The following is a 20,730-nucleotide window of genomic DNA, read 5'->3' as shown; positions in this document are numbered from 1 at the left end:
CCTTACAATCAATGTCGATGAGCGGGTAAAATGTCGACAGTTCTGATAAGCTTTCGCGACGAGTGAGGGCTGGGTGTGCCGAGAACTCGAAAACCGGATATCATAAAACGAAACCGTTGGGGGCCGGATCGCGGGCTTACTTCCCGGGCTCTATCCCGGTGCGTTCCTTCACCGTCGACTCCACCAGCTCGCTCTCACGTACGACTCTATAGAGAGCCCGCCACCCACCGCCTTCGTTCCACCACTCCTCGAACTCGTCCCCGAGCTTCTCCGACATCCACGAGCATGCGCAAGTACCTAGAAGTTTGATCGCTCGGTCGTCGAACGCCCGTCGGAGTGCCTCGGACAACCGCTCCGCCCGATCACCTAACCTGTCTAGCATCATCTCACCCATGTCGTCCATCACTGCCAGCGTCACCAGACCTCGAACAACCGGGATTTCCACCAAGCTTCTCACCTCCAAGTTCACCTCGCCGGTGTCTCGAACGCCCCAAGCTATCACCGTAGTCTCTGGAGTCAGTGCAGGGAAACCAACACTTCCCCGTCCCATAGTCAAAGCCCACAATCGACGGAGAAGCGGGGATTTCGGCTCGTTGTCTCCAAGCACGTTTTCGAGTACTCCCCACGGTTCCGAGATACCGCCCGTCCGGATTAGCGACGTTCTCGCCGTCGAGGCCAGCCGCGCCAGTGCCCGTCCTATTGGCCATATCTCATCCGGTCGCCGGATCGCGACGAGGCCTTCGGATTTCCTCTCCTCCATGACGTCCATAGCTCCTACTACCGTACCCTTAATCACATCTCGCGGAACGCCGAACACGCGCTGTACTGCCTCGCCGTCGAACTTGACCTCCGTGGAAGTCATTATATCACCCTCCGGCTCCATTCCAGTGTGATTCGACGTGCTATCCTACGGAAAGGTGTGGCGTAACCGTAGGAGTTGAACCTCATCCGCACGGGTACTCCGAGATCCGTCGCCACGCGAATCACCTCGGAATCGGGAACACAAATCAAGTCGGATTCGGTATCTATCGGTAATCGGCTCAGCTCTTCCTTCACACGCTTCCTCAGGAGTTCGTCATCCTTCGTTCGCCCTTCGAACACCTTGTTCAGTACGGCGAATCGGGTCACGTAGCCCGACTCACGGAAGAACCTACTTAACTGCTTGATCGACCTGAAGTCCGCCACCGGCACCACCAGATCGCACTCTACCAGAATGTTTCGAACCCACTCCGCCCTCACGTTCATCGGTGGAGTGTCCACCAAGGCGATTGGTGGATCACCAACCAACTCGTGTACCTCCCCTATTAATCTCCGTAACGAACTAGCGTTGATCCTTCCCAGCTCCTTTCTAGGTACGGCCAGTAGTGCGGTGCCGAACGGTACGTCCTTTCGGACGATGTCGTCAAAGCCGTTGGGATCGTACTCCACTTTCCACATTCGGAAGTCCGAGACCGATATCCTGATCGAGTGTCGCTCGAACGGTCCGTCCTCGAACAAGGAAACCAGCGTTCTCCCACCCTCCCTGGCTTGACCCTGTGGGTCAAGATCGATCATAACCACTGGGCAGGCTGGGACACCGTCGAAGCCCCTAGGACGCGCGAACTCCAAACCTGCGTTGAAAGCCACTGTAGTCTTGCCGGTCCCACCCTGGTACGCCGTAACGCCGACAAGGAACGGGATGCCCAGCCTCAACAGTCGTCCCCCAGGTCCGGCGGGACCACCGCTCAATACTTTCCGGAAATCAAGAACATATGACTCATATAATAGTTAGGCGGAGCGAGCGTCACGATTCCCATAACGGTATGGAGAGAATTCAATCACCTCATTCTCGAGGTCCGGGGTCATGTTGTTATGATTTTCGTAACAATTAGCGGTGGTGGGCCCGCCGGGATTTGAACCCGGGACCACCGGCTCGTCAGGCCGGCGTTCTGCCGGGCTGAACTGCGGGCCCTATCCCACAACCCCATTCAACCCCTTCCAGTATTTGAGTCTTATGCCGTAGACGGTGCTCCTTCGTGGACCCTCGCCCCAGTACCGGACATGTGCGTTCGTTTCCAATACGATCCCGCGTTGGAAGTGGGGTAGAATTTCCACCCGTGATCCACATTCCGTCCCATCGTGGTCGGGCGATCACATTACTATTGTTGAGTAATCATACGAAGATGATACGCATATAGTGCGATATTAGTATGAGTGTTAGTGGATAACAGTACGTAAACACTCTCACCTATCGTATACCTATCGTATCGAGGAGCAGACGGGCCGCTGAAGCTTCAGCGGGCCAGGTTGGGTCGTGATCACCGGTTCGAGCGCGGGCGAGCTTTCCACCCAAACCCTAGAACGAAAGTATTCCAAGGGGGTGTCAAGTTTCCCTGGACCTAGGAGAGTCCTCTAGCCGGACCCGTCAGTTAATGCGCAACTCCACTCTCAGTACTCTCGTATCTCCACACGAATCGGGCGAGACGGGTACTTGTTTCGGGTACTCGTTTTGCGAGTTAAGCCCGACCTCCGACGCGAGGCCTCGAATACGATCGAGCTCCGGGAACCCTCTAGGAGAACTCAGACCGACTAGAAGTCTTCCTGATCAGAACCCTAGGAGGTTCCGCACACTATCGACACGATATGGAGTGCCGGTAGGTATCATCTCCGACCCACAGCACACGTTCACGTCTTGTGTGGTATTATCCTGACGGCAGAATACGGAAGTCGGGATTCGACTATCAGGTTCTGTGACATTTCTTAGACTCATTAATTGATGACGGTGGAAAAAGATAGTACAGGGAGGCCCCCATGTGGGGCGTGAGCTGTTAGCTGTGGCGATGTTGTACCCGATATGTGTATCCCCGTCGTCTCATCTTAGGACGCCGATATCCCTCACGAGGGTTACTCCAGCTCTTCTTCGGCGAGCTTCCGGATCGTATTCGCGGACACTGGTTCCCGCTCCTCTAGTTCTACCTCCTCCCCCCTGTCCAGAGAGCGCAATCCCTCCGCGATGATGTCGAGGAGTTCGACCTCGCGCTGGAGTTGCGGGAACCCGGGTCTGGGACCGCCCCCTCTGGTTCTCCGGCAGACTCTGGGGTCCCCTGCGGGGTATCCCCTCACCTTGGAGAACACCGCGTATCCGAACTCCTCACGTGCCCTCTCGGCGAGCTTCCGTAGCTCGTCTTCGGGACCGTCCGCGATGGCCCCGAAGCAGGTCTCCTTGATCGTCACTTCGGGCGGTGAGTTCTCTAGGAGCCACTGGACGAGCTCCTTGGACGAAACCCCGGCGCCGGGGGCTAGAGCGAAGTAACGGCTGATGTTCAAGGATACCACCCGATCCCCGGAAGGGCCGGCGCTAAGTATCCTTGTCGGGGTGACGCCGTTGTCGACGGTCGTACGGGCACCGGCGACGATCGCCAACGTCGGTCCAGGGTTCGACGTGTTCGGACTGGCGGTCGACGGGTTCCATGACGTCGTGAAGGCCCGCGAAGCGGACGGCGTGAGGATAGTCACCGAGGATTCGATCCCGACCGATCCCGAGCGTAACACCGCGGGACGCGTGGCCCTGATGATGGTTGAGGAGTTCGACCTACCCGGGGTGACCTTAGAGATCGGTAAGGGCGTTCCTGTGGGGGGATTAGGTAGTAGCGCGGCCTCGGCGGTGGCTGCGGCCGTGGCTATCGACCGGGAGTTCGGGCTAGGGCTCGAGGAGTCCGAGCTGCTCAGGTTCGCGGCGGAAGGGGAGCGCGCGGCAGCCGGGGAGCCCCACTACGACAACGTGGCCCCGTGCCTGTTGGGCGGTTTCGTGATCTGGCGGTCCGAGCGGGAGTACAGGAGGCTGGAGGTACCTGGGGACCTCGGGTTCGTGACGGTGACGCCGATCGGGGTCAGGGTGACCACGGAGGAGGCCAGGAAGGTCCTCAGAGAAAGGCCGCCTTCGCTTGACGACGTTGTGAACAACCTCTCGGCGGTCGCACTGATGGTGGCGGCGATCGCGGAGGGGGACGCGGAGACGTTCGCGAGGTTGATCGGACAGGATAGGATCTCCGAGCCCGTGCGCAGGCGGTTCGTGCCCCGATATGGTGAGCTCCGGGAAGCCGCCTACGGGGCAGGGGCGTTGGGGTTCGCGATCAGCGGCGCGGGACCCACGGTCTTCGCCGTGTGCTGGCGCGAGGATGCCGAAGACGTCAAGACGGCGCTCGAAGACGCGTTGAGCGGAAAGTGCGTGTCGGCGATACACGGGGTCTCGGAAGGTGTCGAGGTAGCTTGACCCCCCGTCAGCGGCCTGGAACGTCCTCACCGATCGGGCGGCCGATTAGGTCATCATCCGGGATGCTTCCACTCCGTTAAGATCGGGATTCAGCGGCGGCCTGTATCCTCACCCCTTCGGACGGCCGATCAGATCATCATCGTGCCCGCGAACCAGCCGCTTCCAGCCCTCCCCCTCAACGACTTCTTCGGAGTCGCCCGAGCGGAAGTACAGCGCGCACCCGCACTCGATGTCGTGATCGGAGCTCACCCGCTCCTCGACAAGCTCGCAGACGCGTTCGAACAGCTTCCGACGGACGTCTGGGTCGAGGCCTCTGAGGAACTCGGATATCAGCCCCTCGTGACGCATCGCCTTGACCGCGATGTCGGGCCGGCCGATCTCGACTAGTCGGGTCACCAGGGACTCGCGGCGTGCGTCGGCTACCTTAGAGTGCGTGTTGTACACGCCCGCCGCGAGCTTGAGCAGCTTGCCTGGCATTCCGAAGATCAGCACGGCGCCGAATCGTTTAACCTCCCCGTCCGCCGGAACACCTGTTTTCACGGCCTCGAGCGCCAGGTCGTACCTTCCATGGCAGTTGATGATGTCGCGAGAGGGTATCCCGAGTCGTCGCGCCCTGTCCATGGTCCTGTACCCGGTGACCAGACAGGGAAAGCGCCCGACGTACCGGAGGTCGCTCCGGATCGACCCCTCGATGGCCTCCTCTGAGTTCGGGTCCACCAAACCCTTCGTTCCCAGGATCGAGATTCCTCCTTCTACCCCGTGACGGTGTGCCAGGGTCTTGCGGGCGATCTCCTCGCCGTCCGGCACCTCAATCGTGACCCTTAGACCGATCCCGTAAGAGTCAGCGAGGTAGCGCAGGTTGTCGATTATCTGTTCCCGCGCAGCCTCGGATATCGCTGGTTCTCCGGATGGTGTCTCACCAACCCCCCTACCCGCGCGTATCTCTATACCCTGGGAGCCGGTCTCCTCGACCCTGGCGGCGATGGTAACACCCGCGGTGACGTCCACGCGGTCGTCGTTCCCGGGTTTCTTCACTCTGGCTTCGGGTGGGTACCCATCGACGCGCGAAACCCGAACGCCCACTACCGTCCCTATAGGCAGGCGAACGCGGACGATCCGTACCGTTCTGCCCTCCAGGAGTCGGATAGCCGCGGCCTTGGCGGCCGCGGTGGCGCAAGTTCCGGTGGTGGGCCCGCGTCGGAGCACCCGGGCTCCGTCGGTCGTGATCAGACCGGTCCGTACCAAGTACCGGGCTGTGGGTAGATCGACGTTGAGTTCCCTTCTCACTAGCTCGAGATCCACGGGGATCCTGCGTATCGGGTCGAGGATGCTACTCATACCAGGTCGGCCACCTCCTGGGGCTCGACGACACCCTTCTCGGTGATGATGGCGTCGATGAGTTCCGGCGGTGTGACGTCGAACGCCGGGTTGAGGGCCGTCACGTCCTCTGGGGCCACCCGGACGCCACGGACGTTTTTCACCTCCTCCTCGGACCTGTGTTCGATCGGGATGTCTTCGCCGGTCTCGGTGTTTGGGTCGATGGTGCTCGTAGGGGCCGCCACGTAGAACGGCACGTCGTGGCGGTCCGCCAACACGGCGATCTGGTAGGTGCCGATCTTGTTGGCGACGGATCCGTCCAGGGCGATGCGATCTGCACCTACGATGATCGCGTCGACCTTACCCTTTGACATTACGTATCCTACGGCCGTGTCGGCTATCAGCTTCACCGGTATGCCGTCCTTTGAGAGTTCCCAACAGGTTAGGCGCGCCCCCTGCTGCACGGGACGCGTCTCGGTCGCGATGACTTCGACCTCCTTGTTCATGTCGAATACCGCGGACCGGACGACACCGAGTGCTGTCCCCCAGTCCACGCAGGCTAGTGCCCCGGCGTTGCAGTGGGTGAGAATCGTGCACTCGTCTGGCAGTAGTTCGGCCCCATGGTCGCCGAGCTTTCGGTTCACTTCCACATCCTCTCGTAGGATCCGCTCGACTTCCTTTCGTGGGTTTTGAGCGTCCTCCATCCTCTCGAGCGCCCAGAAGAGGTTGCGTGCTGTCGGCCGTGTGTTACGGAGTCGTTCGATGGCCTCTCCGTAGTCCTCGTCCCGCTCGTACGCCACCCACGCGCCCAAGGCGGCGACGGCTCCTATGAGAGGTGCTCCTCGGACGCGCATGCTCTCGATGGCTTCCGCGGCATCCTTGTAGGAAGTGCATTCACGCCAAACCTCTCGGTCCGGTAGCTCCGTTTGGTCCAGGACCTCGAACCGTGCTTCGTCCCAGTACACACGCAACGTCAACGTTTTAAACGCGGACACGGGCTTCACCCCCACCCGATGACCGGGGTGGAATGTCTGATAAGATGACTGAGATGACGATCGGGTTATGAGGGGAGGGCGCCGGGAGTCACGGCGTGATCGGGGTGTTACCGTTGTTCATACTGGTCACCTCAAACTTCCTGTCTTTCAACCGGTACACGGTCACGCGGGAAGAGCTGTTCGAGACCGGCTATAACCTCGTGACCAAGCTGTTGAAAGATCCACCCAAGCCGTACCACACCGTCAAAATCAGGGTGAACGGGAAGAGGGGGAAGGTACTGACGCACGCCGGGGAACCCGTGCTCTTTGTCTTTGCCGGATACCCGGGCGTTTCTGAAGATGCTAAAGTGTTCATTGAGATGAACAGTAAGGAGGAGGCCATCAAACCAGGATCCACGGTAGATCTGGACTGGGAAGATCCGAACGAGATACTCTCGAACGTTACCGGGTTCTTCGCCGGAAGCAGGTACCACTACGAGCAGAGTGTAGTCCTAGCTGGAGCTAGCCTTGCCTTATCCACGGTACTGCCGGAAGACCTCATCGAAAGGTTGAAGGAACTGGGACCTCCGAAGAAGTTGCCCGAAAGGGCGGGAAGGGAAGAGTTGAAAATCCGGAGGATGACCTCCTCTGAGGGTATCTTGGGTCCCATCAGACGACTACTCTCGAGGTTCCGGCGTTAGTAACGGCGGGCATCTTCTAGCGAGGAATACTCCACTAAAGTGCGCGTGGGATACGTTCGAGTCGAGATACCGCGTTCTTCGAGGAGGGCTACCGGGACCAGCCCACCGTACGCCACGATACCCAAGCTTCTGGGTGGGAGTGGGATTCCCAAGATTTCCCCTTCGACTTTGGGGACGTCTACGATCCCACGGATGTCGGCTTTCTCGAGCTCGCGTTCGACACGTTCGACGTCCTCCAGCGCCGCCCACGGTACGTACCTGACGTTAGCGGGGACCAACCCGGTACCGGTTTCTAGGACGCGTTCGACCTGAGTCATCCCTTTAGCGACGAACACGTGGAGAGGATCCACTGTAGACCCCTCGTATTCTATGTACTCCTGCATACCCAGAGGTTCGCCCTCCTCTAGGTAAAGCAGGCCTCCGCAGACGGGTGTTACCGGGATACCCCGGTTGATCAGAACACCGTCAATGGTGACGGAACACACCGTGAGTACTGCGACTTCGTCCTCTCCTACCTCGACGTCGTGATCCGACAGATCCTCTTTAACCGCCACCAGCGGGCTGGGCGAGATGCCGGCACGGTACGTCTCAACGACTGCGTCGAGGAAGTCGTCGAGGTGTTCCCTCTTCACTACGGAGACGTTGCAAACTACTCTCCCTTTCATGACATCGGGATCGAAGGAGCAACGGTAAGCCATCTCTTCGATCACTGAGAGGTACATGCCCACGCGTTCGGAAGATGTCTCGATCTTCAGCGCCGTGAGGCCCCATTCGGTGATCTCGGCACCGACTACCCTGTCGTTCCTCCGTACCCTCCGAATTAGTCCCTTATCCTCCATCTTCTGGAGGCGGTACCGGATGGAGCGCGTGCTGTACTTCTCACCGAACCGTTCCTCGATGAGCTCGGCGATGCGACCGGAGCCCATGGGTCGATTTGCCTCGGCGAGTATCTTGAGGATCATCACGTCCAGCTGGTTCATTTCGTTTCAACCCCTGTAACAATACTATGGGTGGTGGGGAAGAAGGTTCCGGGCTTAGTAGACAATAAACTTCTTGATCTCCCACTTGGTGACGCGCTCCCGGTACTCGCCCCACTCCTCCCACTTCAGCTCCAGCCACTGCTCCACGATGTGGTCCGTGAACGCGCTCTGCACGACCTCATCCTCCTCGAACGCCTCCAAGGCGTCGCGGAGGTTCTCTGGTAGGTGCTCGATGCCTAATTCCTTCCGCTCCTCCTCGCTCATTTCGTAAAGGTTCTCGTTCACCGGGTCGCCCGGGTCGATCTTGTTCTCGATGCCGTCGACACCCGCGACGGCCATCGCGGCGAAGGCTAGGTACGGGTTGCACGCCGGGTCTGGCGAGCGGTACTCGATTCGCGTGGCCTTACCACGCGCGGCCGGTACACGGATGAACGCGCTCCTGTTCTTCGGGCTCCACGCGATGTACACCGGAGCCTCGTAGCCCGGCACTAGTCGCTTGTACGAGTTTACGAGCGGGTTGCAGACGGCACACAGCGCATGGGCGTGCTCCATGATACCACCGATGTAGTACAAGGCGGTGTCTGACAGGTAGTACTGGTCCTCAGCGTCCGGGTCGTAGAACAGGTTCTCCTTACCCTCGGGATCCCACAGTGACTGGTGCGTGTGCATTCCGTTACCGTTCTCGCCGTAGATCGGCTTCGGCATGAAAGTCGCGATCAGTCCGTGTCTCCTGGCGATGGCCTTCACGATCTGCTTGAACGAGATGACGTTGTCGGCCGTGGTCACTGCGTCCGCGAACTTGAAGTCGATCTCGTGCTGACCGGGACCGACCTCGTGGTGGCTCATCTCGACCTCAAGACCGAACTCCTCCATCGCGAAGATGATCTCACGCCGGATGTCCTCGGCGCGGTCCAGTGGGTAGAAGTCGAAGTAGCTACCCTCGTCGTGTGCCTCCACCTCTCCCGTCTCCGGGTCCTGTTTGAGCAGGTAGAACTCACACTCGGGACCGCAGTACATCATGTAGCCCTTCTCGGCGAGCTCGTTCATCACGCGCTTCAGGTTGAGTCTCGGGCAGCCCTCGAACGGCTTGCCTTCCGGCCAGTAAACATCGCAGATTATCCTCGCAACTTTACCCTCCTTCGGTCTCCACGGCAGTACGGCGAAGGTGTCCGGGTCGGGCATCGCGATCATGTCCGACTCCTCGATGCCGACGAAGCCCTCGATGGACGAACCGTCGAAGAGGACACCCTCGACCAGCGCATCCTCGAGGCGCTCCGCGGGGATCGCGAAGTTCTTAACGAACCCGTGGATGTCGACGAACTGGAGTCTGACGAACTTGACGTCCTTACTCTCGACTTGTTCCATCACCTTCTCGACTTTCTCCTCGTTCTCCTCCTGACGCTTCTTGAAGTCGACCGTGTATACCTCGTCGGCCAAAGTCGACACCCCGGAACGGGTTTTCCGGCAATCCAGAGCTGGTGGTGTGCCCGCCCAGGGACTTTATAGACGTTTTGCAACCTCCGAGGCATTCGAGGGGGGTGGACATGCTCACTAGAGTTTTGATGACTTCGATCTCTACCATTCTACTCGCCACACCCGCCTGCGCTACCGATGTCGGGGTGTTCGCTTGGGGAAGCACGATAAGGTCCGAAGGCGTCCAAAAGTTCACGGACGATATCCTCAGCACGGGCTACACAGAGGTGGCCGTCTTAATCCGCGGGGTCAGCACCCCGACGCGCGTCGACACGCTCTCGGCCGTATACTCCCACATCAAGGCGAGGGACCCGAACGTCAAGGTATACGCCTGGATCGTGGGGTTCGAACGTAAGGACGGCTGGGACAAGCCGTGGGACCCAGAAGCGCGTAGGGAAATCCTCGACGCAGTACGGTCGGCGTTACCGTACTGTGATGGGGTAATATTGGACGATTCCTTCCGGTACCCGACGAGTGACCCCGTCAAGCGCGCGAAAGCTATGCAGGCTATCACCGACCTCGTACGTGAGATCTCGGAACTCGTGCACTCCCACGGTAAGGTGGTGTACTTCTGCATACTGCCTGAGAAGCCGGAGCCGTACTCCATCGACCGAGACGCGATCGCGACTTACGTGGACAAGTTCATCGTCGAGGCCTACACCGAGGAGTACGGGAGGGACGACGAGTGGCCCGTCAGAGTGTACAAGCTGTACGAGCGGCTCTACCCAGGCAAGGTGGCAATAGCGCTCCACGAGCTAAACGAAAGTCGTCTAGCGCATCAGCTAACGCTGCTGAAGGAGGCTGGCTGTCCGGACGTATGGCTCTTCAGGTACGGAGAGGTCAAGAGGATGGAGCTCGTACGTGACGTCATAAGGTCCATCACGGAGTCCGCGAGTGGTACCTCACAGTGGGGTCCGGTAGGAGGCGGACAGTTCGACCTATCGGGCCTGCTGCTGACGGGACTAGTGCTCGGGACGTTCGGAGGACTGGCACTGTCCATCGTCAATCCGGAGTTGTTGAGCTCGCTGGGACAAGCGGCGATCGGAATCGCAGAGATCACCTTGGAGTTGCTCCAGGGGGCGTTCGAAGCCGTCTCCGGGGCACTTTCGGGGATGGGGATACTGGAAAAAGTATCGGGAGCGTCGGCGGAGGGTGACTTGAGCCCAGTCATCGGAATACTCGCGCGGGCGGCGCTGGTGTTCGTATGGGGATTGTTGCTGGCGACACTACTCAGCATCGGCTGAAACGTGCCTAGCAGACGATATGCGTGCGCCAAACCGCGAAACATGAGCACTTGAGACCCTCGAGCTTGCCGGTATCCTGCGTACGGGTGAATTCCCGAAGGGCCCGGGCGACACGCCGGGAACATCTCGGACAGTTGGACGGACCTCGTGGAGTTCCGGCACCGCTCGTATCTACCAGCAGATCGACCCTATCACCTAAGTCCCCTTTCACCTTCCTAGCTACCTCCACGCAGGTCCACAACCAGGGCGGTCTGTAAAGCCCGGCGCGCCAAGCTTTCTCCAGCACGGTCTCCCTATGGACTGTGACAGGGCATATCGAAATCCTAGTGCAGCCGGCCAAGTGGGCGTCAACGCATGACATGTACGCGTCCCTGAGTGCCTCTGATTCGGAGAGGAATGGGAGCTTCAGCATTACGTACGCCTTAGGGATTCCTCCGTACTCCCTCACCTTCTTCACGGCCTTGGCGAATTCACGGAAGGAAAAGCCCTTGTTCATAGACGCGCGCAGCTCGTCATCACTGGTTTCCAACCCGATGCCTACCTCGAAGGACTTCCCGTCCAAAACGTCCGTGATCAACTCCAACCGCTCGTCCGTGATTAACTCGGGGCGAGATTCGAAGGATACCTCCGTCACCAGATCGTTTTCGGCCAGCCGACCTAGTATCTCCCGAACGGCTTCGTCTGGCACTTCTTCAGGGTCTAAGAAGCTACCCGACGTGAACAGTTTGACTCCGTGTGGTGAGTCCAGTCGATGTCGGGAATAAGCTCGCTCGAACTGGCGTATTAGGAGCTCCGGCGGCACCCTCGTACCCGCGCCCTCGAGCGGGTAGGAGCAGAACACACATCCCCCGGTCTCGTGGAACCATCGGCAGCCCCGGGTGGACAGCACTATCACTACACTACGATCCGCTCCCGTGACTCGGTCGGGTTGCTTCCACGCCGCCACGTACCGGTCGGGCCGTCCTCGGAACCGCACGGTGAACACCCAGGCCGAGTCAGTGCCGGGCTCAATCTTCATCCGCAGGATCCGCGACGCAGGCCTTTCATCACGCCCATGTAGTCTGAACGATCCATCCTAGTTGAATGTTGTGCGCCGGGAACTGGGGGTGAGAAATTGCCACGTGCTAAGGTCTTCGAAGGTGGTAGCTTAGTCTCCAAGGATTACGAGGACTTGAAGCGTCGGTACTTCGGAACAGAGCACGGTAACGTGCTCTTCCTTGACCCTTTCGAAACCGTGTACCTGGCGGAGAAAGGTGAGATCAACCCGGAGACGCCGGAAGGCGAACCCATGAATGTGGAAGAACTACTTTCCTTCTTCGAACGTAGGAGACCTGGGTTTTTGGCAGGATACGTCGTTTATCGGGATCTCACCGAGCGGGGATACGTGGTGAAGTCCGGGTTTAAGTACGGAGGAAGGTTCCGGGTGTACGAGGAGGACCCCGACCGGGAACACTCTAAATACGTGGTAAGGGTGGTCGAGCCGGACACGGAACTGTCTACCCGTGACGTATTGCGGGCCACACGTTTGGCACACTCCGTCCGGAAGGATTTCGTCCTAGCCGTCGTTGAGGACGTCGAAGAACCACGCATTGAGTATGTGATGTGGCGGTGGAAGAGACTGTAAGGGGGACACTCCCATGGCCGATCAGAAGCCGTACTACGGAGCCTGGCCGTGTCACCCACGAGATCTCGTCGAGGAGGGAGTGACCACCAGCGCCCGGCGGGCGAGAATAATCCTCAGAAAGTACGTCTTGGGACAGAGTGAGGAAGAAATAGCCGAGGAAGAGGGCATCTCACTTAAGTCCGTGAAGTACCACCTAAAGAAGGCCGAGGAAGAAGGCCTCATCGATTACGTGAAGGAAAAGTTCGTGGAGAGCGAATGAGCGGGTGTGAACTCCCATACCAGAGACTTTGATCGATCCCTGGGACGTAGAAGAAGTCGACTACGAACGTCTTACCGAGGAGTTCGGCATTCGACCGATCGACGAGGAAGTCCGAGAGTTACTACCACGGCGATTCCCGCTGCTGGACCGCGGTATAATCTTCGGGCACCGCGACTACGACGCCTTCCTCAAGGATTACAATGACGGCAAACTCGTCAGCGTCCTCAGCGGAATGATGCCTAGCGGCCGAATGCACCTCGGCCACAAGACGGTCGTCGATCAACTGGTGTTCTATCAACAGGAGATGGACGTCAAAGTGTACATCCCAATCGCCGACTTGGAGGCATACAACGCCCGGAACATGGACCTGGATCGGGCACACAGGATCGCCATCGAAGAGTACGTCCTCAACTACGCCGCGTTGGGTCTCGACCTGGACCCGGATCGATGTGAGATCTACCTCCAATCCGAGAGAAAGACAGTCCAGCGGATGGCACTGTTGCTAGCTGGCCGACTCACGTGGAACGCCGTGAAGAACACGTACGGGTTCACCGGCGAGACCAGCATGGGGCACGCTTTCGCACCGATCGTTCAAGCCGCCGACATACTACACCCACAGGAGATCGAAAGACCACACCGGGTCCTCGTACCCGTGGGTGTCGACCAGGACCCCCACCTCCGGCTGACTCGGGATATAGCGGAGAAGGAGGACTTGATCAAGCCGGCCAGCACGTACCACAGGTTCATGACCGGGCTGACTGGTGGTAAGATGTCAAGCAGTAAACCCAACACCGCGATATTCCTCACCGACGATCCCGAGGCGGCGAAAGAGAAGGTGTGGAACGCGAAGACAGGTGGAGGGGCGACGCTCGAGGAACACCGCGAGCACGGTGGCGACCCTGACAAGTGCGTGGTGTACGAACTCATGGTGTACCATCTAGCAGACCGCATCGGAGGGGATGAAAAGCTACGGGAGATCCGGAAGAAGTGCCGAGAAGGGGACATCATCTGCGGTGAGTGCAAACGGATGGTAGGAGAAGCACTAGCGGAGGTACTGGAAGAACTAGAACGTCGTCGCGAGGACGTTCGAGACGAGCTTCCGGACATACTATCACAGCACCCGGACGCGCCCGAAGTGCCGGAGGACTGGTAGGATGATTCCACCGTTCCAAGCTCTAGTGACATGCCCCGCCGGGTTCGAGTTCCGCTGTGTCGAAGAGCTCGAGGGTATACTGAAAGAAGAGGACCCGTACACGGAGGCGGAGCCCACGTACTTCAAAGGCGTCGTAGTGGTACGATCGGATCTAGAACCGGAAGAGATCGTCGAGATAGTGAAAGATGCGGACACGGATTGGGTGGCTAAGATCGTCCCCATCCACCGAACCGTGCGCGCCGACCTGGACGTGATGAAACGCACGGCCACGATCCTGGCGCGACGTAAGCTGGGCGAAAACACGTCGTTTGCAGTACGATGCCGAAAGCGGGGCAAACCACCGTTCGGACAGAGAGAGGTCGAGGTGAAGGTAGGTGCGGCGGTACAGGAGGCGACCGGCGCCCCGGTGGATTTGGAGGACCCCGACTACTACGTATGGATCGAGGTGCTACAGGATACCGCCGGGATCTCGGTAGCCCCTCCGGACTTGATCGTCAGCAAAGAGGTCAAACGGGTACGCAAGTGGAGTCCCGGGATGAGACCTATCTCCAGGGCTCAGCTCAAACTCAGGGAGTTGCTGAAGCGCCATCCGTACATCGTACGGGAAGGTTCCGACGTGATCGATCTCGGGGCCGCACCGGGTGGTTGGAGTTACGAACTGGCGAGGAGGGTAGAGTCAGGGACGGTATACGCCGTAGATCCAGGGGACTTACACCCGAAGGTTCTCGAGCTAGACAACGTCGTACACCTCAAGAAAAGGGCCGAAGAGCTGACCGAAGACGACATCGAAGGCCGTGTCAGGTTAGTCACGAGCGATCTCAATAGGATCCACACTGAAGCCACCGAAATCACCCTCAGCGTCGCGGACGAATTCCTCGAGCCCGGCGGGTTCATAGTGCAGACGGTGAAGTTGGCCGTCGACCCGTCAACCGGAAAATACGCCGCACCGGACGTGGAGACGGCTGTCTCAGAAACCGAACTCGAATACGAGCGCCGCGGGTACGAGATACTGGCTATCGAGCGCCTGAAACGGAATACACCCAACGAGCGGACTTTAGTGGCTCGGAAGGTGTGATCAGCGTTCCGGCCGACGTTTCGGAAGGTTCAGCGAATGATCTCACGGCGTGGTAGCCACGTAGCGACAGTCTCGGGAAGTTGGGCCCGCGAGGTCTGACTTCCGCTCGACCCGAGAGTCGTCCTATACTCCTCAGCTCCCTAATCTACCTTTGACTTCCTAGTTATCGATTTCCTAGTTTTCGATCGGCGTCGTGAGCGTGGGGGGATAACCCCGCTCGAAGTCGCAGGTGACACGGGGGTCATGCGCCTGCTGAAAGCCGGTGACAGGATCCACGGACTTGGGTGGGAAGGAAAGGTCACGGCGGTGTTGGACGTGAACGGATGTCGGGTAGTGATCACGAGCTCTAACCCCGAGAACGTGCCGAAGCGCGTCCGAGGTGGGGGAACCGTCTGTGAGCTCGCGTTCCATGACCCAGTCGGTGGGTTCGCGGCATATTGGGTGGAGCCGGGTCACTCGGAGGTAACCGACTTAGGATTACCGGAAGAAGGAACGTGTGCCGTTCACATCGGGAACAGGTGGATACTAGCCGAGGTGTTGGAGGTAGGTCGACGAGAGTTGAGTATCAGAATTCCAAACGTGGCAATCCCAGGACCTGGCGACGCAGGCGCCCCGGTGGCGCAGAACGAGCGGGTAGTGGGCATGCTCTACATGTACTTCTTGGAGGACGATTGCGTGGGTCGCGCCGTCCGGATGGACGTGATCGAAAAGCGAACCGAGCGAGTTCTGAAGCACCTGAGGGGGCGTCAACGTGCCCGTAGTGTTCGACCTTGAAGGCCCGCTGTCCCCGATGGACCACGCTTACGAGGTCATGGCGCGCTGCGTTCCCAACGGTCGGGAGATCTTCGAGGTCATCAGTTTCTACGACGATGTGGTGTACTTCGAGGAGCAGCGGGAGGGATACGAGCCGGGAACCACGCTGGCACTCATCGTCCCGTTCCTAGTTGTTCACGGCGTCACTGAAGACGATCTTCGAAGGGTTTCGGAAGATGCTACACTCACTCCCGGTGCTCGAAGGACGGTGAGAGAACTCGATGCTACCCCGTTCATAGCTTCCACGAGTTACGAGCAGCATGCCATGCGTATCGCCGGTCTCGTCGGCATTCCACTCGAACACGTGTACTGCACGGAGATGCCGCTAGATGACGCTCCGGAACCCTCAGAAGATGAGCGGCGGCTCGTGCTCGAAATGGAAATGGAAATACTGAGGAAGTTCTACCCGCCGAGTGATGCCGACAAAAAGGAGCTCGTCGAGAGTGTCGACGACTTCTTCGGGAGACTTTCCGAGACCGAGCTCGGGGAGTTCTGCTCTAAAGTAAAGGTAGTAGGCGGATCTCGGAAGGCGGAGGTCGTGGAAGATGTCGCGGACTTAGAAGATACCGACGTTTCCGAGATCGCGTGCGTGGGTGACAGCATAACGGATGTAGACATGTTGAAGTTCGTGAGGGAACGGGGCGGACTGGCGGTAGCTTTTAACGGGAACGAGTACTGTATACCCGAAGCGGACGTAGCCGTCGCGGCACCGTCGCTATCCGCCGTATTGCCGATTCTCAAGACGTTCTTCGAAGAAGGGAAAGACGAGACCCTAGAACTTGCGAAAGAGCTCGAACCGGAAGGGGAAGCGCGAGTACTGAACGTGAACCAGGCACGGCGGCGCGAGCTTGAAGAGTTCATTAGGTACTCCGAGGCGATGAGGGAGCGTGTACGCGGTGAAGCCGGCAAGCTCGGGTGATTTTTTCAGTCACTTTCAGGGCTTTCGGCGTTCGAGCGATACCTTCGGGCCCGCTCCAAGTAATACCGGGCCAACCGTGCGCGGAACTCCCTCAAGTTCAACGGCTTAGGCCGATGATCCTCCATTACGATCGCTCTGTCGGCGGCTGCGGTGAAGTCGTCGAGAACGCCTGTAGCCGCGACGATTGTGACGCCTCGGGATGTGATCTCGTCACGTACCTCCACGAGAGTGCGGATACCTTCAAGTTCCTTGGTAAGAACTCCCGGCACTAGTAGGTTCACGGCGGCCTTGTCCTCGTCGATGAAGAGTATTTTGGCTCCTTCCTCCAGGGTCCGCTGGATCTCCGCGGCCATTTTCATCGAACCGCTGGCGAGGCCACGGACGTTTTCAGGAGTCCCCTCGTATCCGGGCGGTAATTCCCGGAAGAACAGACTCACATCCTCACCGTTCATCCTCTTGACACCCGCCTCGGCCTTGGCGGTGCGCCGGACTGTAATCACGTACTCACGACCGTCCCCGGGCGCATGATCGTCTTGACCCGCTTCCACGGCGTTAATCAGGGTAGTCTTGCCCTGCGCGTTGGCTCCGGCAATGGCGAACAGTTCTCCCTCGTAAATCGGTAGGAAGCGCTTTCGCTCGCCGGTTCGGGGGAGCTCAATTTCCAGCGGAACTAGGTCCGCATCGTGGTCCTCAGGAACCTCGAACGGGATGTGAGGTTCGGGCTTGGGACCGGCTATGCGGTGGTGTCGACGGACGTCCGTCAACCTGCGAGCGGGTCGTGCCCCATCCCCTATCAAGGATACTACCCGCTTCCCTCGGTGTTCGATCTCACCTCTCTCCAACTGCTCCCGAAGCTCTCGCTGATCGAGAACCACATCACAAGTTCGAAGGATTTCCTTCCGTGGGATCTCCAGTACGACCTCTCGAAGCGCGTCCAAGGCTGCGTATACACCGTCCAGAACGCGTTCCTCCGACCAATCGGGCGGGAACAACATCCGCACCGTTAACAGGACTTCGCGTGACCGGCGCAGGACACGGTTGGACTTTCCCGGCATCCAAATGGGAGGAGTGCGAAAGCCGTGGAGTCGTACGACCGTACAGGGCTCGGTGAGTTTCCGGACCTTTTTATGGTCCAAGAGCTTCCCGGACAACGGGTAGAGGTCCGGTTCCTCGCGCGACCGTCGTTTAATCTCCTCGATGATTGGGTGAGCCGCCGCGTCTCCGGCACCTTTCGGCACTTTCTTGAAATCACGTCGAGACACCCTAACGGGTAGTACTACGCGTACGGCGTCCGATCCGCGAACAGCGTACCACCGGCGTCCCCTGGACCTGTCGGTCATCCGCCTAGGACACCATCGCACACCCGTAGGCAACTGCAACGTCCGGATTTTCTCTTCGAGTCCCCTCATAAACGAGTCATCCCATGAACAACAGCGTCTTACTTTCCAGCTCCGCTTTCCCTCGGCTGAACAGCTCCATGCCCTCGCGCATCAGGCGATAAGCCAAATTAACGCGGTGGAACGCCTCTCCGACATCCCCTTCGTCGGCCGCCTGGACGCCCAGCTTGAACTCCTTTAAAGCCATCCTGTAGTGACTCACGCCCTCGTGCATCAGCTTCAGTGACTCCCTTATCTCGGGATCGGCCGTCGCTCCGATCACATCAAGGGCTCTGTCGAGATGATCGACGGCCGCTTCTATCGCATCGACGGCTCTGGCGTAATGGACGTACGCTTCGCGAAGGTCTTCCAGTATTCTTGGGGCGTTAACGGAGAGGGCTAAGAGTCCGGCACCCCTAGCCGCGTTGACGGTGGCGGATACCTCCTCCATCAGTTCGTCACCTTTCTTCTTCTCCTCGAGGGCTTTGTGTGCTAGCTCCGTAGCCGCGTTCAGCCCCCTCCATGCCTCCGGTAAATCCGCAAGTACGTCCCACTGGACCGAAGCCGCGAGCAATGCCAAGCATAATACGGACGCCGCCGCGTAGATCCTCACGTTCACATTGGATCCCCCTCTAAATCGAGACCAGGAGGGCTCCGATCAACCCTCCTATCACCGTCGCCCACTGCGCCGCCGGTCCGGAATGAATCCATCCGCACACGATCTCCGCGACGAGAACACTCAAGGATCCCAAAATGAACCCTGCCACGAGCACCGACGCGGCATCACCGAGTGCTGACCGAGTAACCTTCAGGAGCGCCGGTTCGTGGGTACTTTCCCCACCGCGCGGTTCCTTGAACCTCAGCTTGAAAACCACGTAGTCGAGGACGTCGGACTCCTTGGTCGGATCCCGAAGCACGGCCACGAGGTAGTACTCATCGCCTATGCTCAGCGGGTTAGGCCCTTCACCGACCCTAACTCGGAGATCGGCACGAATGGTACTATTAGGTTCGGGATGATCGATCTCGACCCCTTTCTCAGGCTTTAGTTCGTACTTAGGCGGCACCACCAACCACGACGGGAAGTAAAGCTCCACGGCAAGTCGCTCAGGGGGACGCGGACCAGTGTCGAACTCCACCGTTACGGTGAACTCGCCTTTCGTCTGGACTTCTGGAACGTGCTTCAGGCCCGAGGTCTCGATCTGTTTCGTGTCGATACCTTGGCCGAAGCAGGTGGCATCGTGCCCCTCGATGTAAACGTTGAGAATGTGCGGCCGGCTCTCGTCGACGGGGTCTAGGCGTTCTGCAGATGCGATGGTCATTAGGGTCGTGGAAATTATGAGCAGCGTTAACGTTCGATACATGCTGGCTCCCCCGGGGAGTGGGCGATGTGTCGCGCAAAACGGAACTTGAAGAAATTTTTAGCCGCATGTTGCACGATCCGGACGATGACCCCTCGGAGTACGTGATCTACGTCATCGATCGTGAATCCTCGAGTGGGCTCCGTCGGATCTGGGGAGATGAGGTTCAGGACGTTAAAAGTGGTTTTTTAGTGCTGTGGAACGCGGAGATTCCAGTACATCGGGTAATTCGGGTGGAGCGCGGTGGTAGGGTCATTTGGGAACGCGGGCGGCGAGCCCGTGGTCGTCGATGAAGGGCAGAGCCGCCACGGCTCCTATCCGTCCGCGCTCTCCGTCCCCGATCGAGACGACCTCGATCTCACATATCTCTACCACTTCATCAACCTCCTCCCGGCTAACGATCCGACGCTTGGCGGCGTCCCCCAGATCTCTCAGTTCCTTCGGGAACTCTAACCTGTCCCAGAACGCCGCACATGTGTGATCGGAAAAGGACACTTCCTTCAGCATCTTCAGGAACTTCCTCTTGACCTTCTCTACGCGTTTCGGCGGCACCCCGAGCTCTACAACTACCGCCGCACAGTTTCGAGTTCGGTGGGGTGTCTTAGGGTACAACTGCACTATGACGTGTCGGGAATAGAAAACCCCTGCCTCGTCCTCCAAGCGGTGACAGATCACGTCAACCGCCGACCAAGTAGCGCCTTCCTCCTCGGTGTCCGTGTCATCGACCCCGATCACTAGGCGTCGTAGCTCCGGCGTTACCACCGTCGCCCGACCCAGTCGGGATCCTCCTCCTTCCTCATGAATCTCGACCCGAGAAACACCCTCGGCGCATCCCCGGGATAGAGCGGCACCGACACCGGCCCCGGCGAGCCCCGCATGAGTCACCCGGACCTCGCCGTCCCGCACCTCTACGCTCTCCACACCCGCGGCCCGTACACCCGATTCAAGGTTCAGCGAGGTCTCCCCGACCCTCAGCAAGAAAAAGTGGCGCTTACCCTCCCTCCAAGCTTTCTCTACCAGCGGGCTGGTAGCTTCGTAGTTCCTTATCACCCACTCGGCGCCGACAGGTGTTGGATGGTCCTCGACCAAGAGTACGCGTCCCCTGTCCTCGTCGGTGAGCGTGGCGATCCTCTCGTACATGGTCACCCAACCTTTCTCCGAACACTTACGATGGACCTCCTCTGGACTTAGCGACACCAATGTGATCACCCA

At 59.1% G+C, this 20,730-nt stretch carries 22 protein-coding genes and 1 tRNA gene; 10 read left to right on the top strand and 13 right to left on the bottom strand.

Annotated elements, in window-relative coordinates:
• Window positions 1-136 precede the first annotated feature (136 nt).
• The 4 genes from BW919_RS02675 to BW919_RS02660 form a co-directional block, all read right to left on the bottom strand.
• Window positions 137-862 carry a hypothetical protein gene (locus tag BW919_RS02675; protein WP_088335524.1) on the bottom strand — a complete coding sequence of 242 codons (726 nt, stop codon included), beginning with the start codon at window positions 860-862 and terminating at the stop codon, window positions 137-139.
• Entirely contained in the window at window positions 862-1,692 is an 831-nt protein-coding gene (locus tag BW919_RS02670; protein ID WP_088335523.1) for a ParA family protein, read from the bottom strand. Before BW919_RS02670 ends, BW919_RS02675 begins: the two co-directional genes overlap by 1 nt.
• 182 nt (window positions 1,693-1,874) lie before the next feature.
• Window positions 1,875-1,951, bottom strand: a tRNA-Val gene (locus tag BW919_RS02665).
• Between the two features lie 932 nt (window positions 1,952-2,883).
• On the bottom strand, window positions 2,884-3,306 hold the full coding sequence (locus BW919_RS02660) for a methanogenesis marker 6 protein (RefSeq protein WP_157665925.1): 423 nt from the start codon (window positions 3,304-3,306) through the stop codon (window positions 2,884-2,886).
• A gap of 58 nt (window positions 3,307-3,364) precedes the next feature.
• On the opposite strand from BW919_RS02660, the gene BW919_RS02655 reads away from it, so the two are divergent.
• Window positions 3,365-4,252, top strand: coding sequence for a homoserine kinase (locus BW919_RS02655; protein ID WP_157665923.1), 888 nt, complete (start codon window positions 3,365-3,367; stop codon window positions 4,250-4,252).
• Between the two features lie 108 nt (window positions 4,253-4,360).
• On the opposite strand, the gene cbiD is transcribed toward BW919_RS02655, so the two are convergent.
• Together cbiD and mtnA are read right to left on the bottom strand one after the other, a co-directional pair.
• Window positions 4,361-5,590 carry a cobalt-precorrin-5B (C(1))-methyltransferase CbiD gene (gene cbiD / locus BW919_RS02650; RefSeq protein ID WP_088335520.1) on the bottom strand — a complete coding sequence of 410 codons (1,230 nt, stop codon included), beginning with the start codon at window positions 5,588-5,590 and terminating at the stop codon, window positions 4,361-4,363.
• Entirely contained in the window at window positions 5,587-6,564 is a 978-nt protein-coding gene (gene mtnA / locus BW919_RS02645; protein ID WP_232452910.1) for an S-methyl-5-thioribose-1-phosphate isomerase, read from the bottom strand. The genes cbiD and mtnA overlap by 4 nt, the downstream gene beginning before the upstream one ends.
• Window positions 6,565-6,677: 113 nt before the next feature.
• Here mtnA and BW919_RS02640 point away from each other — a divergent pair, with 113 nt between their 5' ends.
• Window positions 6,678-7,244, top strand: coding sequence for a hypothetical protein (locus BW919_RS02640; RefSeq protein ID WP_088335519.1), 567 nt, complete (start codon window positions 6,678-6,680; stop codon window positions 7,242-7,244).
• On the opposite strand, the gene BW919_RS02635 is transcribed toward BW919_RS02640, so the two are convergent.
• Complete coding sequence (locus tag BW919_RS02635; protein WP_088335518.1) at window positions 7,241-8,224, bottom strand: DUF128 domain-containing protein; 984 nt, start codon at window positions 8,222-8,224, stop codon at window positions 7,241-7,243. The two genes, BW919_RS02640 and BW919_RS02635, sit on opposite strands and share 4 nt — an antisense overlap.
• A gap of 54 nt (window positions 8,225-8,278) precedes the next feature.
• On the bottom strand, window positions 8,279-9,589 hold the full coding sequence (glnA, locus tag BW919_RS02630) for a type I glutamate--ammonia ligase (RefSeq protein ID WP_088336472.1): 1,311 nt from the start codon (window positions 9,587-9,589) through the stop codon (window positions 8,279-8,281).
• Between the two features lie 179 nt (window positions 9,590-9,768).
• Here glnA and BW919_RS02625 point away from each other — a divergent pair, with 179 nt between their 5' ends.
• Window positions 9,769-10,941: a hypothetical protein gene (locus tag BW919_RS02625; RefSeq protein ID WP_088335517.1), complete on the top strand. Its 1,173-nt coding sequence runs from the start codon at window positions 9,769-9,771 to the stop codon at window positions 10,939-10,941.
• A 7-nt stretch (window positions 10,942-10,948) separates the two neighbouring features.
• Here BW919_RS02625 and BW919_RS02620 read toward each other — a convergent pair whose 3' ends face one another.
• On the bottom strand, window positions 10,949-11,959 hold the full coding sequence (locus BW919_RS02620; protein WP_088335516.1) for an archaeosine biosynthesis radical SAM protein RaSEA: 1,011 nt from the start codon (window positions 11,957-11,959) through the stop codon (window positions 10,949-10,951).
• 96 nt (window positions 11,960-12,055) lie between these two features.
• Between BW919_RS02620 and endA the strand changes: the two genes are divergently transcribed.
• The 6 genes from endA (at window position 12,056) to BW919_RS02590 (ending at window position 16,784) form a co-directional block, all read left to right on the top strand.
• The gene (endA, locus tag BW919_RS02615) at window positions 12,056-12,565 is read left to right on the top strand and encodes a tRNA-intron lyase (protein ID WP_157665921.1); all 510 of its coding nucleotides are present in this window, start codon (window positions 12,056-12,058) and stop codon (window positions 12,563-12,565) included.
• A gap of 13 nt (window positions 12,566-12,578) precedes the next feature.
• On the top strand, window positions 12,579-12,824 hold the full coding sequence (locus BW919_RS02610) for a sigma factor-like helix-turn-helix DNA-binding protein (protein ID WP_088335514.1): 246 nt from the start codon (window positions 12,579-12,581) through the stop codon (window positions 12,822-12,824).
• 28 nt (window positions 12,825-12,852) lie between these two features.
• The gene (locus BW919_RS02605) at window positions 12,853-13,977 is read left to right on the top strand and encodes a tryptophan--tRNA ligase (protein ID WP_088335513.1); all 1,125 of its coding nucleotides are present in this window, start codon (window positions 12,853-12,855) and stop codon (window positions 13,975-13,977) included.
• A gap of 1 nt (window position 13,978) precedes the next feature.
• Window positions 13,979-15,052: an SAM-dependent methyltransferase gene (locus BW919_RS02600; RefSeq protein WP_088335512.1), complete on the top strand. Its 1,074-nt coding sequence runs from the start codon at window positions 13,979-13,981 to the stop codon at window positions 15,050-15,052.
• Window positions 15,053-15,295: 243 nt separating this feature from the next.
• Entirely contained in the window at window positions 15,296-15,826 is a 531-nt protein-coding gene (locus BW919_RS02595) for a hypothetical protein (protein ID WP_088335511.1), read from the top strand.
• Entirely contained in the window at window positions 15,804-16,784 is a 981-nt protein-coding gene (locus tag BW919_RS02590; protein ID WP_088335510.1) for a hypothetical protein, read from the top strand. The genes BW919_RS02595 and BW919_RS02590 overlap by 23 nt, the downstream gene beginning before the upstream one ends.
• A gap of 5 nt (window positions 16,785-16,789) precedes the next feature.
• On the opposite strand, the gene BW919_RS02585 is transcribed toward BW919_RS02590, so the two are convergent.
• From BW919_RS02585 to BW919_RS02575, 3 genes are read right to left on the bottom strand one after another with little or no spacing between them, the layout of a single operon-like run.
• Window positions 16,790-18,193 (bottom strand): P-loop domain-containing protein, encoded by a 1,404-nt coding sequence (locus tag BW919_RS02585; RefSeq protein WP_088335509.1) that lies wholly within the window; start codon window positions 18,191-18,193, stop codon window positions 16,790-16,792.
• A gap of 7 nt (window positions 18,194-18,200) precedes the next feature.
• Entirely contained in the window at window positions 18,201-18,779 is a 579-nt protein-coding gene (locus BW919_RS02580) for a hypothetical protein (RefSeq protein WP_088335508.1), read from the bottom strand.
• 13 nt (window positions 18,780-18,792) lie between these two features.
• Window positions 18,793-19,521 carry a hypothetical protein gene (locus BW919_RS02575; protein ID WP_088335507.1) on the bottom strand — a complete coding sequence of 243 codons (729 nt, stop codon included), beginning with the start codon at window positions 19,519-19,521 and terminating at the stop codon, window positions 18,793-18,795.
• A gap of 26 nt (window positions 19,522-19,547) precedes the next feature.
• On the opposite strand from BW919_RS02575, the gene BW919_RS02570 reads away from it, so the two are divergent.
• Window positions 19,548-19,811 carry a DUF504 domain-containing protein gene (locus BW919_RS02570; protein ID WP_088335506.1) on the top strand — a complete coding sequence of 88 codons (264 nt, stop codon included), beginning with the start codon at window positions 19,548-19,550 and terminating at the stop codon, window positions 19,809-19,811.
• Here the strand turns inward: BW919_RS02570 and mmp11 are convergent.
• On the bottom strand, window positions 19,771-20,715 hold the full coding sequence (mmp11, locus tag BW919_RS02565; RefSeq protein WP_148688553.1) for a methanogenesis marker protein 11: 945 nt from the start codon (window positions 20,713-20,715) through the stop codon (window positions 19,771-19,773). The genes BW919_RS02570 and mmp11 overlap by 41 nt on opposite strands.
• Window positions 20,716-20,730 lie beyond the last annotated feature (15 nt).

Origin of the sequence: Methanopyrus sp. KOL6, assembly GCF_002201915.1 — an archaeon.
GTDB lineage: Archaea > JAADCQ01 > Methanopyri > Methanopyrales > Methanopyraceae > Methanopyrus.
The sequence above is the reverse complement of the archived record's forward strand: the minus strand, read 5'-3'. Positions and strand labels throughout refer to the sequence as shown.